This window comes from Methylobacterium sp. E-046, from assembly GCF_022829625.1.
In the GTDB taxonomy this organism is placed as follows: Bacteria; Pseudomonadota; Alphaproteobacteria; order Rhizobiales; family Beijerinckiaceae; genus Methylobacterium; species Methylobacterium longum.
In genome coordinates this window covers 1-15175 of the sequence record NZ_JAKSYP010000288.1, presented here as the reverse complement: position 1 = coordinate 15175, position 15175 = coordinate 1, and the positions used below count along the sequence as shown (strand labels likewise).

The window sequence follows — 15175 nt, the reverse complement described above, 5'->3', positions numbered from 1 at the left end:
GGCACGAATCCATGGCGCACGATCAGGTGCGGGTCTCCCGCGCCCTCCTCTCGGTCTCGGACAAGACCGGCCTCGTCGACTTCGCCCGGGCGTTGCACGCCCGCGGCATCGCGCTGGTCTCGACGGGCGGCACCCACCGGGCCCTGAAGGAGGCCGGGCTGCCGGTGACGGAGGTCGCCGACCTGACGGGCTTCCCCGAGATGATGGACGGCCGGGTGAAGACCCTGCACCCGGCGGTGCATGGCGGCCTGCTGGCCATCCGCGACAATCCCGAGCACCAGGCGGCCCTCGCCGCGCATGGGATCGGGGCGATCGACCTGCTGGTGGTGAACCTCTACCCGTTCGAGGCCACCATCGCGGCCGACAGGCCGGATGCCGACTGCATCGAGAACATCGATGTCGGCGGGCCGGCGATGATCCGCGCGGCAGCCAAGAATCACGCGGACGTGGCCGTGGTGACCGACGTGTCGGATTACGCCGGCGTGCTCGCCGCGCTGGAGGCCCATGACGGCGCTATCGGCGCCGACCAGCGCCGCAAGCTGGCGCAGAAGGCCTTCGCCCGCACGGCGGCCTACGACGCCGCCATCGCCAACTGGATGGCCGGCCGCTTCGGCGCCGACGAGCCGGCCCTGTTCCGCGCCTTCGGCGGCACCCTGGCGCAGGGGCTGCGCTACGGCGAGAACCCCCACCAGACGGCCGCCTTCTACAGGGCGCCGGGGCGGGTGCGGCCGGGTGTGGCGACGGCCCGCCAGCTCCAGGGCAAGGAGCTGTCCTACAACAATTTCAACGACACCGACGCGGCCTACGAGTGCGTGGCCGAGTTCGACGCCGAGCGGACGGCAGCGGTCGCCATCATCAAGCACGCCAATCCCTGCGGCGTCGCCGAGGGTGCGAGCCTGCTCGAGGCCTACGAGCGGGCGCTCAGCTGCGACCCGACCTCCGCCTTCGGCGGCATCGTGGCGCTCAACCGGACGCTGGACGCCGAGGCGGCGCGCAAGATCGTCGAGATCCTCACCGAGGTGATCATCGCCCCCGACGCGACGCCCGAGGCGGCGGCGATCATCGCGGCCAAGAAGAACCTGCGGCTCCTGCTGGCCGGCGGCCTGCCCGATCCGCGCGCGCCGGGCGAGACCGTGCGGACCCTCGCGGGCGGCCTGCTGGTCCAGGGCCGGGACGCGGCGGTCGTCGACGACATGCCGTTCAAGGTCGTGACCCGCCGCGCGCCGAGCGACGCGGAACTGGTCGACCTCCGGTTCGCCTACCGGGTCGCCAAGCACGTGAAGTCGAATGCCATCGTGTACGCGAAGAAGGGCGCAACCGTCGGAATCGGGGCGGGACAGATGTCCCGGGTCGATTCCTCGCGCATCGCCGCCTGGAAGGCGGCCGAGGGCGCCAAGCGGCTCGGTCTGTCGGAGAGCCTCGCGATCGGATCGGTCGTGGCATCTGACGCCTTCTTCCCCTTCGCGGACGGCTTGATGACCGCCGCCGAAGCGGGCGCCACGGCCATCATTCAGCCCGGCGGCTCGCTTCGCGACGCGGACGTGATCGCCGCCGCCGACGCGGCGGGGCTCGCCATGGTGTTCACCGGCCACCGCCACTTCCGCCATTGAGCGTGTGCCTGGCCGGGACTCGCCGGTCCTGAAGCCGATCCTGCGATGCGGCGTCGGCCGTCCGGGCCGGTTCCGGGCCCCGCGTCGATAGCCGAGGACTCCTCCGAGGTTTCGGCCGTGCGGCGGCATCGCGCAACGGGATCCGCGATATCTTGGCCGCGCGGGTTGTCGCGCGGGTTCCTCTTCCCCCTGGGCGCCCACGGGATTCCCGCGCCCATGCCGGAGCGGCAGGACGGCGTGTGATGCCGCAAGCCCGAGCCGGACAGGGGGCCGTGGCACCGCTCCCGCCGGCTGGGCAGGCCGTGCCGTGCGCCCGGCCTCCAAGGGACCGGGGGCTCGAGGCAGCCTCGGGCAGTGCTCCCGGTCAAGTCTCGTCCACAGCAGCGTGACGGACCTCGATCACCGGGATTGCACGACTGGCCGGCGTGATCGGATGCCCGTCGGGGCGGCGCGTTCACGAATCGTCGGGATCGGGTCGCCGGATCTCAACCGCCGCAACCGGCCTCCCGCTTACCGAGTATTGAGCTTCAGGCAGGCGCGAAATTGGAGATAAACGGAATTGCATTATCGAAGGGTACGACGACGTCTCCGATGCGAATTCAATATCGTTGTTCGACGCGCCCGGTCAGACCGTGAGGATCGGGCCTGAAGGCTTGCTATTTCATTCCCGTGCCGGCATGTTTACGGAGTCGGTCGAGTCAATGTGCACAAGACTACTAAAATTATAGACACCAGGTCGTAAAATGCTGGTCGCTGCGATGTTGTTCGGGGTCGGATGGCTGATCGGTCGTGTTTTCACCGCCGTCATCCTGTTGATGACGTCGTGCGTCATCATGTTAACTGCGCTGACGATCTTCGCCAGTGTCTATGGGCTCGATCTCCTTCATGTTCTGATCACGCTCGGATACCTCGCCGCCCATCAATCCGGCTACCTGCTGGGCGCCTATTGCAACGATTTCCAGGAACACAACTGACGTCGCCCGCCGTCACCACCACCAGACGAGCCGTCCAGCCTCGGTGTTGATGGCGAACCAGATGGCGATCGTGGCCGCAAACCAGCCGAGCACAAATGCAAGTGGTGGCCGAGATCCGGCTTTGCGCCGCAGGTTCGCCGTAGCATCGCGCACGTTCAAATCCTGAGTTCCTATCGAAAGGCAGCCCTATACGGCCGAGAGCCCATTCTGGTTCCCCTGGTCAAGGGCCTTAAGGTGCGAACAGTGGTTTTTGGTGCTCAGATCGATCCTTCCCAGACCGCATCCGGAGTAGATCTGGCTTCGATGATCGACGACATACTGCCGGGAACATGACTACGATCAAACACGTGTGATCTTTATTCGGGTTTGAATTTGCTCAATGCCGGTTCCGAAAATCGGTATCATTCGATCATTCTCGCGATCATCGCGATAGCCAACGGCGAGCCGACGCGCACGAGGCCCGACGCAGGTCGCCGACGACGTGGATCGGCTGTTCGATCGACGGTCGCCCTCTGAGGTGCCGAAGCACAGCGGCGGCGTCGAACGGGCTCGACAGGATGAGGGGGGATGGGACCGCGTGACCGGCCCCTGGCTGGTACCGTATGGATCGTGCCCCGCGGCGCGCGGGATGGGCCGGCCTCGGCCGGTACCAAGCGTACCGGCCTTGTCGCGTGTCGCCCGCGCCCGGCCATGAACGGCGACGCCCAGGCCGCGTGTGCGGCCTGGGCGCCTGGAACCGGAGATCGCCTGGAACGCGCGGCGCCGCTCAGGTGTCCGCGAAGATATCGCGGTCCTTGGTCTCGGGCACGAAGATGAGACCGATGATCACGGTCGCGACCGCGATGACGATCGGATACCAGAGCCCGTAATAGATGTCGCCGGTCTGGGCCACCATGGCGAAGGCGGTCGCCGGCAGCAGGCCGCCGAACCAGCCATTGCCGATGTGGTAGGGCAGCGACATCGAGGTGTAGCGGATTCGCGTCGGGAACAGTTCGACCAGCATGGCGGCGATCGGGCCGTAGACCATGGTGACGAACAGCACGAGGACGAAGAGCAGGCCGATCACCTTGGCGACCTGCGGCCGGAAGATGTCGAACGGGTTCGACATCTTGACGATCTCGGGATCGCCGGCCTTCGGATAGCCCGCCGCCTGAAGGGCCGCGGAGGTGGCCTTGTTGGCCTCCGCGTTGCCGCCCTGCGGGTATGGGATCTCGGTGTCGTTGACCCGGATCGTGGTGGGCTGGCCGGCGGCGCCCGGCGCGGTGGCGTAGCGCACCGACGACTTCGACAGGAAGTCGCGGGCGAGGTCGCAGGGCGCCGAGAAGACGCGCGTGCCGACCGGGTTGAACAGCGTGCCGCAGCTCGCCGGGTCCGCCGTCACGGTGACCTTCACGTTCTCGATCGCCGCCTCCAGCTTCGGATTCGCCGTCGAGGTGATTCCCTGGAAGAGCGGGAAGAACGTCGCCGCCGCGATGGCGCAGCCGGTCAGGATGATGACCTTGCGGCCGATCTTATCCGAGAGCCAGCCAAAGACCACGAAGAAGCCGGTGCCGAGGAGCAGCGACCACGCGATCAGGAGATTGGCCGTGTAGCCGTCGACCTTCAGAATCGATTGCAGGAAGAACAGGGCGTAGAACTGGCCCGTGTACCAGACCACGCCCTGGCCCGCGACGAGGCCGAACAGGGCGATGATCGCGAACTTGGCGTTCCGCCACTCGCCGAAGGCTTCGGTGAGCGGCGCCTTCGAGGTCTTGCCCTCGTCCTTCATCTTCTTGAAGGCCGGGGATTCGGAGAGCTGGAGGCGGATCCACACGGAGATGCCGAGCAGCAGCACCGAGACGAGGAACGGGATGCGCCAGCCCCACTCGGCGAAGGCCGCTTCACCGGTGAAGCTCCGGGTCGCCAGGATCACCAGCAGCGACAGGAACAGGCCGAGGGTCGCGGTGGTCTGGATCCAGCTCGTGTAGAAGCCGCGCCGGCCGTTCGGGGCGTGCTCGGCCACGTAGGTCGCCGCGCCGCCATACTCGCCGCCGAGCGCGAGGCCCTGCGCGAGCCGCAGGACGATCAGGATGATGGGGGCCGCGATCCCGATCGTGGCCGCGTTGGGCAGCACGCCGACGATGAAGGTCGACAGGCCCATGATCAGGATCGTGACGAGGAAGGTGTACTTGCGCCCGACGAGATCGCCGATCCGGCCGAAGACCAGCGCGCCGAAGGGCCGGACGATGAAGCCGGCCGCGAAGGCCAGGAGGGCGAAGATGTCCCGCGTGGCCGGCGGGTAGGCGGAGAAGAACTGCGCGCCGATGATCGCCGCCAGGGAGCCGTAGAGATAGAAATCGTACCACTCGAACACGGTGCCGAGAGACGATGCGAAGATCACGCGCTTCTCGGCCGAACTCATCGGCCTCGCGACATCATCCGTCCGCGCCGCCGCGGTTGCCACAGCCATGACCCGATCCTCCCAAACGCCACTTGTCCCCGGTCTCAACCGGGGACACGCTGATGAACGGCTCTCGCTCGCTTTGCGCGATGCGCAGATCACCTATGCGTTACCGGAAGTCAGGCGGCGGTCAATTGGTAAAGTGTTCGTGATCGGGCTCATCAACATGGCTGCTTGCGGATGGCGGTCCCGCGCGGTCCGCAACGAAGAAGGGCGCGGCTCGCGCCGCGCCCTCCGGGCCGTTCCGATGGATCGGGTCGGTCAGTGCGCGTGCGCGCCGGATGCCCCGATGCCGGTCTCGGAGCGCACGTATTGCGCCTCGAAGGCGGCCCGCTCGCGCTGGGCGCGGCGGGACCGGTCCATCAGGGACACGATCCAGATCGTCGCGAAGGCGAGGGGCATCGAGAACAGGGCCGGGTTGTCGTAGGGGAAGAGCGGGGCGGGATTGCCCAGCGTCGCCACCCAGACCGCCTTCGACAGCACCACCATGATGACCGCCGTGAGCAGGCCGACGAGGCCGCCGGCGAGCGCGCCCCAGGTGGTGGTGCCCCGCCACAGGATCGACATGGCGAGGACTGGGAAGTTGCAGCTCGCCGCCACCGCGAAGGCCAGACCGACCATGAAGGCGACGTTCTGGTTCTCGAAGACGTAGCCGAGGTAGATCGCCACGATCCCGATCACCACGGCGGAGATCTTCGACAGGTTGACCTCGTGCTTCTCGGTGGTGCGCCCGCGGGCGATCACCTGGGCGTAGAGGTCGTGGCTGATGGCCGAGGCGCCCGCGAGCGTCAGGCCGGCCACCACCGCCAAAATGGTGGCGAAGGCCACGGCGGAGATGAAGCCCAGGAAGTACGGGCCGCCCACCGCGTTGGCGAGGTTCACCGCCACCATGTTGGTGCCGCCGATCATGTCCTTCAGCTTGTCGAAGGCGCCGGCCGGGCCGAGCTTGAAGTAGCTCGGATCCGACATCAGCAGGGCGATGCCGCCGAAGCCGATGATGAAGGTCAGAATGTAGAAGTAGCCGATCAGGCCGGTGGCGTAGAACACCGACTTGCGCGCGGCCTGCGCGTCGGAGACCGTGAAGAACCGCATCAGGATGTGCGGCAGGCCGGCGGTGCCGAACATCAGGCCGACGCCCAGCGAGATCGCCTCCACCGGGTTCGACACGAGGCCGCCCGGCGCCATGATGGCGTCGCCCTTCGGGTGGACCTGCACGGCGTTGGCGAACAGCGCCTCGGGATTGAAGCCGTACTTGAACAGCACCGCGCCGGCCATGAAGGTCGCGCCGCCCAGCAGCAGGCAGGCCTTGATCACCTGCACCCAGGTGGTGGCCTTCATGCCGCCGAAGGCGACGTAGACGATCATCAGCACGCCGACGATGATCACCGCGTAGAGGTAGGGCAGGCCGAACAGGAGCTGGATCAGCTTACCCGCGCCGACCATCTGGGCGATGAGGTAGAAGGCGACCACCACGAGGGTGCCGACGGCCGAGATGATCCGGATCGAGGTCTGGTCGAGGCGGAAGCTCGCCACGTCCGCGAAGGTGAACTTGCCGAGGTTGCGCAGGCGCTCCGCGATCAGGAACAGCACGATCGGCCAGCCGACCAGGAAGCCCGTGGAGTAGATCAGCCCGTCGAAGCCCGATGTGTAGACGAGGCCGGAGATGCCGAGGAACGAGGCCGCCGACATGTAGTCGCCCGCGATCGCCAGCGAGTTCGTTCCGGCCGAGATCCCGCCGCCCGCCGCGTAGAAATCGGCGGCCGACTTGGTGCCCTTGGCCGCCTTGTAGGTGATGCCCAGCGTCAGCAGCACGAAGAACAGGAACATCAGGATAGCCGGCCAGTTCGTGGCCGCTTGCTGCACGGCGCCGAGATCCGGTCCGGCGGCGTAAGCCGCGCTCGCCGCGATCGTGGCGAGCGTCAGGCCGAGGAGGACGCGGTTCATCGGGCGACGCTCCGCTTGAGGGCGTCGCTCAGCGCGTCGAAGCGCGTGTTGGCCCGGGCCACGTAGATGCCGGTGAGCGCGAAGGCGAACAGGATCACGAACACGCCCGCGAACAGCCCGAGGGAGGCGGTGCCGCCGACCTTCACGGCGAGGAGAGACTTGTCGAAGGCGATCAGGCCGATGAAGCCGAAATAGACGATCAGCATCAGGATCGTCAGGGTCCAGCCGAACTTGGTGCGCTCCGACACGAGCTGCTGGAATTCCGGGGTCCGGGCGATCCGCTCGACCTGCGGATCGACGTCTGTTCCAAGGTTGCGTTGTCCCGGGGGCGTCGTGCGCCCTCGAAGGTCGAGTGTCGTGCCGCTCATGGCTGTTCCTCCCGCGAGGGCACTCCGGCCCTCCGGTTCGTCGCGTTGAAACTTCGTGGTTCTTGTTGGAGACGGGCGCCGCACCGGCACCCGCCTCGATCCGATGCCGCCCCGCATCCGGCGGCGCGGCGCCGATCAGGCCCGGTTCTGCCGGTTCTCGATCAGGTCCTCGACGACGGCCGGCTCGGCGAGGGTCGAGGTGTCGCCGAGCGAGCCGAAATCGTCCTCGGCGATCTTGCGCAGGATCCGGCGCATGATCTTGCCCGAGCGGGTCTTGGGCAGGCCGGGCGCGAACTGGATCAGGTCGGGCGAGGCGATCGGACCGATGTCCTTGCGGACCCAGGTCACGAGCTCCTTGCGGAGGGCGTCGTCGCCCTCCTCGCCGTCGTTCAGCGTCACGTAGGCGTAGATGCCCTGGCCCTTGACGTTGTGCGGGTAGCCGACGACCGCGGCCTCGGCCACCTTCGGATGCGCCACCAGCGAGGATTCGACCTCCGCGGTGCCCATGCGGTGACCCGAGACGTTGATGACGTCGTCGACCCGGCCGGTGATCCAGTAATAGCCGTCCGCGTCGCGGCGGGCGCCGTCGCCGGTGAAATACTTGCCCGGGTAGGTCGAGAAGTAGGTCTGCTCGAAGCGCTCGTGGTCGCCGTAGACGGTGCGCATCTGGCCCGGCCACGAATCGGCGATGCAGAGGTTGCCCTCGCAGGCGCCCTGCAGGACCTTGCCCTCGGCATCGACCATCTCGGGGCTGACCCCGAAGAACGGCCGGGTCGCCGATCCGGGCTTGAGGGCGGTGGCGCCCGGGAGCGGCGTGATCAGGATGCCGCCGGTCTCGGTCTGCCACCACGTGTCGACGATCGAGCAGCGCCTGTCGCCGACGACGTTGTAGTACCACTCCCAGGCTTCCGGATTGATCGGCTCGCCGACCGAGCCCAGCACCCGCAGCGACTGCCGCGAGGTCTTCTTCACCGGCCCCTCGCCGCCGCCCATCAGCGAGCGGATGGCGGTGGGCGCCGTGTAGAAGATGTTGACCTTGTGCTTGTCGACCACCTCCCAGAAGCGCGACGTGGACGGGTAGGTCGGGATGCCCTCGAACATCAGCGTGGTCGCGCCGTTCGCGAGCGGGCCGTAGACGATGTAGCTGTGGCCGGTGACCCAGCCGACGTCGGCGGTGCACCAGTACACGTCGCCTTCGCGGTAATCGAAGACGTACTGGTGGGTCATCGAGGCGTAGACGAGGTAGCCGCCGGTGGTGTGCACCACGCCCTTCGGCTGACCCGTCGAGCCCGAGGTGTAGAGGATGAAGAGCGGGTGCTCGGCCTCCACCGCCTCGGCGGGGCACTCGTCGGTCACCTGCGCGGCGGCCTCGTCGTAGTAGACGTCGCGCCCGGCTTCCATGGCGACGCTGCCGCCCGTGCGGCGCACGACGATCACGTGCTCGACGAGGTCCGAGCCCAGACGCTTGATCGCCTCGTCGACATTGGCCTTAAGCGGGACCCTGCGGCCGCCGCGCAGGCCCTCGTCGGCGGTGATCACCACCTTCGAGGTGCAGCCCTGGATGCGGGAGGCGAGGGAATCGGGGGAGAAGCCGCCGAACACGATGGCGTGGATCGCGCCGAGCCGCGCGCAGGCCAGCATCGCGTAGGCCGCCTCGGGGATCATCGGCATGTAGAGCGTGACGCGGTCGCCCTTTCCGACGCCGCGGTTGCGCAGGACGTTCGCCATCCGGCAGACCTGCGCGTGCAACTCCCGGTAGGTGATGTGCTTGGACTCGTCCGGGTTGTCGCCTTCCCAGATGATCGCGGTCTGGTCGCCCCGGGTTTTCAGGTGCCGGTCGATGCAGTTGTACGCGACGTTGGTGGTGCCGTCCTCGAACCACTTGATCGAGACCTTGCCAGGCTCGAAGCTGGTATTCTTGACCTTGGAGAACGGCGTCATCCAGTCGATGCGCCTGCCGTGCTCACCCCAGAAAGCGTCAGGGTCGGTTACCGACGCCTCGTACATCTGCCGATACTTGGCATCGTCGACGTGAGCGCCCTCACGCCAAGCGGTCTGCACCTCGATGACCTTGCCTTCCATGGCGTCCCATCCCTGTTTTGGTGCCCGATCGTATCGCGGCCTTCGCCGCGCTGCCAGGACTTCCAAAGTAATGTAGCCTATATTCTACGCCGGCGGTATTATCGCCTTTTTGGCGACGCGTGTTCCGAGATCACTAAATAAATTGGGCACAATGTAAGGGGTGATTGAAGCCTCGGCGGTGCGCTGTCAACCCGAGCGTGCGGGTATCCCACGGTACACGACGCACGACCGCGGCGGCGCGACGCGGTCCTCCAACCAACCCCTTCATCCTCAGGTGCCGAAGCGGCGCGGTGGGCGCGAGGAACGGCGTCAACCAGCCTTGCGAGTTATGGAGTCGTCCTCCGAGGTCCGCTGCGCTTGCACTTCGGGCGGTGCGGGACGGTGGGACGGCCGATCCGTGGCGGCCCCATCTTCGGGTCGTGCGCCGTCAGGCCGTCCAGGCCCCTCGCGTGGAAGACCATCAGCGAGAGCCCGGCTGAGATGGGCTCGGTCTGCTGCGGGCAACACCGCGGGCGGTTTCATCAGCCACGCCGTCGTTCCGGGGCGCGGCAGGCGAGCCTGGCATCGGGAGCCGCCGCCGGCGCAAGGTCTCGATGGACCGGTGGCTCCGGATCTTGGATTCCGACCGGCGGCCCCAGGATGGCGGGGGCGCGAGCGTCGACGCGGGGGGCGGTCGCCGCGGCGCTTCTTCGCGCCGCCGGCCGCGCACCATCCGCGTACACCTTCGCGCGATTCCGATTCGTCCGCCGCCCCGAAGGGTGGCCGACCGGTCCGGCCTCAGCCGTTCGCCGCCCTCCGCGTCGGCATGATGATCTCGACGAGCGTTCCGTCCTCGGCCCGGGCCGACAATTCGAGACGGCCGCCATTGGCTTCCACGAGCGCGCGCGGCAGGGCCAGTTTGTCCTCGACCTCCCCTGCGGGATCGACGGTCCGCGATCCCGCGCCGGCGCCCGTGTCGCGCACCCGCAGGGCGATGGCCGCCTGCTCGGTCGAGCCGGTGGACACGATGATCTGGCCCCCGGCCGTCGAGCGCCGGATGGCATGCTCGATCACCAGGGATGCGGCGCGGCTGACGGAGCGCTCGTCGGCCTCGAGATCTGCCAGATCCGACGAGAAGCTCGTCCGCACGACGATGCGTCCCCGCGCCGCCTCGGCCTGGAGCCGGGCGACGCAGCCGGCCGCGACGTCGTTGAGATCGAGGGCACGCGGTTCGAGCTGCAGGGACCCGGCCTCCACGGCGGCAAGATCGAGGAGCGTCCCGACGCGCTCGAGCATCGATTCGCCCGATGCCCTGATCTCGGCCAGACAGCCGCGATAGCGGGGGTCGCCCAGCGGGCCGAACGGCTCCTTCAGCATCGCGTCGGCCAAGTCGATCATCCCGGTCAGAGGCTCGCGGAATGCCCGGTCGAGGCGGACCAGGGCTGCGCCCGACTGTCCCGAGGAATCCCCGGCCACGGTCCTGGAACGGGCGGATGGCCGGTCGAGGACGGCCACCCGGCGTCCGTCGCCGCGCGCGGCCCTCACGTCGAGGGCGATGGCGCGCCCGGCGAGCGACACGGCCAGCGGCCCCCGGATGGCGCCGCGCACGAGATCGGCGACGGTCAGCACGCTCGCGCGATCGAACAGGGCGACGAAGCTGCCGCCGACGACCTCGCGCGGATCGCAGGAGAACAGATCGGCCGCGGCCCGGTTCACGGCCACGATGCGCCCGGCGCCGTCGAGGGAGACCACGCCGGTCTCGAGGGCGTTCAACGCGGCCTCGGCGCTGGCCGTACGCTCGGCCTGCGCCGCGCGAGCCAGACGTTCCGCCGTCAACGCGTCGGCAGCGTCGGCCTCTTCGAGCGGACGCACGATCAGGCATTCGGCGGGGGCATCCGCCCACCGGCACGGACCGTTGCGTGCTTCCACCGGTCGAGCGCTTCCGTCGGCGGCGGCGAGGGTCGTCCGGCGCGCGGCCGCATCCGCGCCCGTCGCCTGCGACAGACCCGGGAACAGACCAGCGAGATCGGACGCCACCAGACTCCCGGGATCGGCGTGGCCAGTCAGCTCCAGGAGCCGGCGGTTCGCCGCGAGGATCACACCGTCGCGATGAACCAGCGCCGGCACGGGCAATCCTGCAAAAATCCCCGCATCCGCCGCTGAGGTCGCGGGAGGGTGCATCTCGGGGGGGGCGGCCTGCGGTCCTGGGAACGGCATGATCGCGCCACCCTCCGGCCGGGGGGCCTCCGCATCCGCTCCGACCTCGTCGCCCGCGTAGCGCGCCCCGAGTGCGCGCGCGATCTCGCGGAAAGCGGCGTGCTCGTCCGTGGACAGCGACGTGTCGACCGGGCTCGCGTCTCCGGTGCCCTGCGGCGGCGCAGGCTCAGGCACCGGCGCGGGCTCAGGCACCGGCGCGAACTCTGGCGCGGGCGCGGGCTCAGGCACCGGCGCGGGTGGTGCGATCTCGGGAACGGGAACCGACCCCGTCGCGGGGCGGGCCGACGGCGCGTTGCGGATCAGGCCGAATCCACCGAAGCCCGAGAAGGCCGCATCGCCCCGCCCCAGCGGGGCGCCCGACAACTCGACCTGGAACGAGCCGGCGTCGACGGTCAGGGTCGCCCGCTCGCCGCGGAAGGTGCGCCGCTCGCGCAGGGCCGCCAGAACCCCGTCCGCGCCGGCGATCCGGCCGACCTCCGCGAGGGCGTGCACCGGATGGCCGACCAGATCCGCCAGGCCGTGCGGACCCGTGAGCGTCGTCAGGATTCCCGCAGCATCGACGCGCCAGAGAAAGCGGTCCACCCGCTTCGGCGCCTCCCCGATGGACGCCGGCGTCGGCGGCGTCTCGGGCGTCCGCACCCCGTCCGTGGGTGCCGGTCTCGCCCGCGGCAGCGCCACCGGTGCCGTGGGGATCACCAGGATCGCGGGCTCCCCGCCGTCCTGAAGGCCGCTGGCAAGCCAGCAGAGCACGGGCGGCGCGATACGGCGCGGGTCGAGGCGCAGGCGGGCGAGCCGCGGCGCGGCATCCCCCGGCGCGGCGGCCGCGACCTGAGCGGACAGCGCCGCGAGCCCGGTGCCCGACAGGGCCCGCGCGAGGGGACGAGCCTCCTCGGAGGCGAGCAGAATGCGCCCTGCGCCGGGATCGATCACCAGATGGATCGACCCGGGCTTTTCGAGCGCCGCCGTCACGTGCGGCAGCCGCGCCCACGCCGCGAACGCGGCGGCGAGCCCCGGCCCGGCCGCGCCGGCAGTCGGTGTCAGTGTCGTCTCCAAAGCCCGCGACCTCGAGAACCCACGTCCGAACCCACGTCCAATCAATCCCACGTCCGATCCCTGTGCCCGGGGCGACCTGCCCGAAAAACGCACGCGACCGACGCGTCTTTGTAAACTCCCTTACGCCGTGACGCTGGACTCTGGCACCAACCGTCACACGTTTACGTCATGTCAACCTTACCGCCATCGGCGCGGGTGGCATATGGTGCCGAATCGGTTATTTTGCACCGCACAAAGCGCCATCCACAGACCAAGACGAGAGGAGACGAGACATGACCAACCCCCCGAACTACGAAGTTCCGACCGAGATGCGCGACTTCGCCGAGAAGAGCGTCGAGCAGGCCCGCAAGGCCTTCGACAGCTTCATCGGCGCGGCCCGCCGCACCGCCGACACCGTTCAGGGCTCGGCCGAAGTGGCGCGGTCCAACGCGCTCGACGTCTCCTCGCGCGGCTTCGAGTACGCCGAGCAGAACGTGAACGCCGCCTTCGATCTGGCGCAGAAGCTGGTCCGCGCCAAGGACATGCAGGAGGCGATGCAGCACCAGGCCGAGTTCGTCCGCAGCCAGTTCGCCGCCATCCAGGCGCAGGCCAAGGAGTTCAGCGGCCTCGCCCAGAGCGCGATGCAGCAGGGTGCCGAGCGCGCCAAGTCGGCGATGCAGCAGGGTGCCGACGAGGCCCGCAAGGCGATGGAGCAGGGCCAGGACGCCGCCAAGCAGACTGCCCAGAACGCCCAGGATGCCGCCGAGCGCGCGTCGCACTGAGACCATCCGCGACGGGGCCAAGCTTCGGCCCGCCTCCGGTCGTCCGGGGGCGGGCCGTCTCGTTTTCGCCGGTATTGCCCCCGAGATCCGCGCTGCGGACGGGAATGATCCGCGCCGAGTGAAGGGTCTACGGATGCGCCTTACTGTCTCCGGCCGGACCGGCCAAGGCCAGCCGCTCCGCCTGTGCGCCGCGGTGCTGGCACTCGCCGCCGCGCTGCCCGGCACGGCTGCGCGGGCGCAATATGTCGATCGGCCCGGTTACGACGAGCCGGCCTACGAGCGGGGTTACCGTCGGCCGCCCCGGCGGACTGAGCGCGAGCCGGTCGGCTTCAACTGCGACGCCGTCCAGCAGGGCATCTCCGGACCGAAGCCGTTCTCGTGTCCGCTCCCCGGGCCGCGGCCGCTCGGCGTGCGCTGCTTCTGTGATCTGCCGATCGCCTCGTTCAGCCCGCCGCAGACCGCGGTCGGTCAGGTCGTCCCCTGACGCAAGCGGCCGCGGATCCGGTGAGGATCGCGCGGCCGAGATCGCCGGGGAGGCGCGCGTCCGCCGCGCGCCGGAGCCGTCCGCTCAGTTCAGGACGACGACCTTGGCGCCGACCCGCACGCGCTCGTAGAGGTCGGTGACGTCGTCGTTCGTCATCCGGATGCAGCCCGACGAGACCGCCTGGCCGATCGTATCCGGCTCGTTCGAGCCGTGGATGCGGTATTCGGTGCTGCCGATGTACATCGCGCGGGCGCCGAGGGGGTTCTCGATGCCGCCGGCCATGTAGCGCGGCAGGTCGGGGCGGCGGGCGATCATGGCCTTCGGGGGCGTCCACGACGGCCACTCACGCTTGGCCGTGATGGTGTTGGTGCCGCTCCAGCTGAAGCCCGGGCGGCCGACTCCGACGCCGTAGCGCAGGGCCTGCCCGTTGCCGAGCACGAGGTAGAGGCGGCGCTCGGCCGTCGAGACCACGATCGTGCCCGGGGCGTAGGGTGCGTTGAACGCCACGACCTCGCGGGGGATCGGCTGGACCTGGGCCTGCGGCGCGGACTGGACGCCCTGGCCGTAGCCGGGGGCGTACGTGCCCTGGTAACCGTACTGACCCTGATCGGAGTAGTACTCGTCGGTGTTGTCCGTTCCGAAGGGATCGTACGACGAGGCCGCGAGGGCGGGCGTCGTGGCAAGAACAGCGGCGCCGAGGAGCGCGGCGAGAGCGGTGACCCTGGTCTTCATGAGTGGCCTACCTGTGCAATAACCTTTGCCATTACAAGCGTGAGCATAGGCTGGCAGTTCCACGCACGAGCCGATAATTTGCTGTACGGAGGAATACGCAGGCCGGTTCGGCCGTGCCGGGGCGGCGCCGTTCACTCCACCTCGTCGGTGTGGACGTCGAACCGCGCCAGATGCGCGTAGCCGAAATTGGTCGAAATGGCGCAGTCGGTGGCGTCGCGACCGCGGGCCATGACGATGCGGCCGATGCGCGGGCGGTTGTGCCGGGCGTCGAACGTGTACCAGCGCGGCCCCTCCGGCCCGTGAAGATAGACTTCGAACCACGCGGAGAAGTCCATCGGCGCCGGATCCTTCGGGACGCCGATGTCGCCGAGGTAGCCGGTGGCGTAGCGTGCCGGGATGTTCATGCACCGGCACAGGGTGATCGCCAGATGGGCGAAGTCCCGGCACACCCCCACGCGCTGCGTGTAGCCGTCGAAAGCGGTGCGCGTGGCGTCGGCCTGCTGATAGTCGAAGCGCAGCCGGGTATGGGCG

At 68.9% G+C, this 15175-nt stretch carries 12 protein-coding genes; 4 read left to right on the top strand and 8 right to left on the bottom strand.

Annotation, left to right across the window (positions count from 1 at the left end; all coding sequences use genetic code 11):
• Positions 1 to 11 precede the first annotated feature (11 nt).
• Both purH and MKK82_RS31285 read left to right on the top strand, forming a co-directional pair.
• Positions 12 to 1610, top strand: coding sequence for a bifunctional phosphoribosylaminoimidazolecarboxamide formyltransferase/IMP cyclohydrolase (purH, locus tag MKK82_RS31290; protein ID WP_238290363.1), 1599 nt, complete (start codon positions 12 to 14; stop codon positions 1608 to 1610).
• A gap of 743 nt (positions 1611 to 2353) precedes the next feature.
• Positions 2354 to 2584 (top strand): hypothetical protein, encoded by a 231-nt coding sequence (locus MKK82_RS31285; RefSeq protein ID WP_238290365.1) that lies wholly within the window; start codon positions 2354 to 2356, stop codon positions 2582 to 2584.
• A 12-nt stretch (positions 2585 to 2596) separates the two neighbouring features.
• On the opposite strand, the gene MKK82_RS31280 is transcribed toward MKK82_RS31285, so the two are convergent.
• The 6 genes from MKK82_RS31280 to MKK82_RS31255 all read right to left on the bottom strand — a co-directional run bounded on the left by MKK82_RS31280 (position 2597) and on the right by MKK82_RS31255 (position 12667).
• Positions 2597 to 2743, bottom strand: coding sequence for a hypothetical protein (locus tag MKK82_RS31280; protein WP_238290367.1), 147 nt, complete (start codon positions 2741 to 2743; stop codon positions 2597 to 2599).
• A 607-nt stretch (positions 2744 to 3350) separates the two neighbouring features.
• A complete protein-coding gene (locus MKK82_RS31275; RefSeq protein ID WP_373323360.1) occupies positions 3351 to 5033 on the bottom strand; it encodes an MFS transporter in 1683 nt (560 codons plus the stop codon).
• A 252-nt stretch (positions 5034 to 5285) separates the two neighbouring features.
• Positions 5286 to 6968, bottom strand: a complete 1683-nt coding sequence (locus MKK82_RS31270; protein ID WP_238290368.1) for a cation acetate symporter — start codon at positions 6966 to 6968, stop codon at positions 5286 to 5288.
• Entirely contained in the window at positions 6965 to 7336 is a 372-nt protein-coding gene (locus tag MKK82_RS31265) for a DUF485 domain-containing protein (RefSeq protein WP_238290369.1), read from the bottom strand. Before MKK82_RS31265 ends, MKK82_RS31270 begins: the two co-directional genes overlap by 4 nt.
• Before the next feature lie 135 nt (positions 7337 to 7471).
• A complete protein-coding gene (gene acs, locus MKK82_RS31260) occupies positions 7472 to 9418 on the bottom strand; it encodes an acetate--CoA ligase (RefSeq protein WP_238290370.1) in 1947 nt (648 codons plus the stop codon).
• A 777-nt stretch (positions 9419 to 10195) separates the two neighbouring features.
• Positions 10196 to 12667 carry a PAS domain-containing protein gene (locus MKK82_RS31255; protein WP_243987917.1) on the bottom strand — a complete coding sequence of 824 codons (2472 nt, stop codon included), beginning with the start codon at positions 12665 to 12667 and terminating at the stop codon, positions 10196 to 10198.
• A 272-nt stretch (positions 12668 to 12939) separates the two neighbouring features.
• Between MKK82_RS31255 and MKK82_RS31250 the strand changes: the two genes are divergently transcribed.
• Both MKK82_RS31250 and MKK82_RS31245 read left to right on the top strand, forming a co-directional pair.
• Complete coding sequence (locus tag MKK82_RS31250) at positions 12940 to 13428, top strand: phasin (protein WP_238290372.1); 489 nt, start codon at positions 12940 to 12942, stop codon at positions 13426 to 13428.
• A gap of 133 nt (positions 13429 to 13561) precedes the next feature.
• Positions 13562 to 13912 (top strand): hypothetical protein, encoded by a 351-nt coding sequence (locus MKK82_RS31245; protein WP_238290373.1) that lies wholly within the window; start codon positions 13562 to 13564, stop codon positions 13910 to 13912.
• Between the two features lie 84 nt (positions 13913 to 13996).
• Here MKK82_RS31245 and MKK82_RS31240 read toward each other — a convergent pair whose 3' ends face one another.
• Together MKK82_RS31240 and MKK82_RS31235 are read right to left on the bottom strand one after the other, a co-directional pair.
• Positions 13997 to 14644, bottom strand: coding sequence for a L,D-transpeptidase (locus MKK82_RS31240; RefSeq protein WP_238290374.1), 648 nt, complete (start codon positions 14642 to 14644; stop codon positions 13997 to 13999).
• A gap of 131 nt (positions 14645 to 14775) precedes the next feature.
• The coding region (locus MKK82_RS31235) for a transglutaminase-like domain-containing protein (RefSeq protein WP_243987915.1) at positions 14776 to 15175 on the bottom strand (400 nt) is incomplete at its 5' end.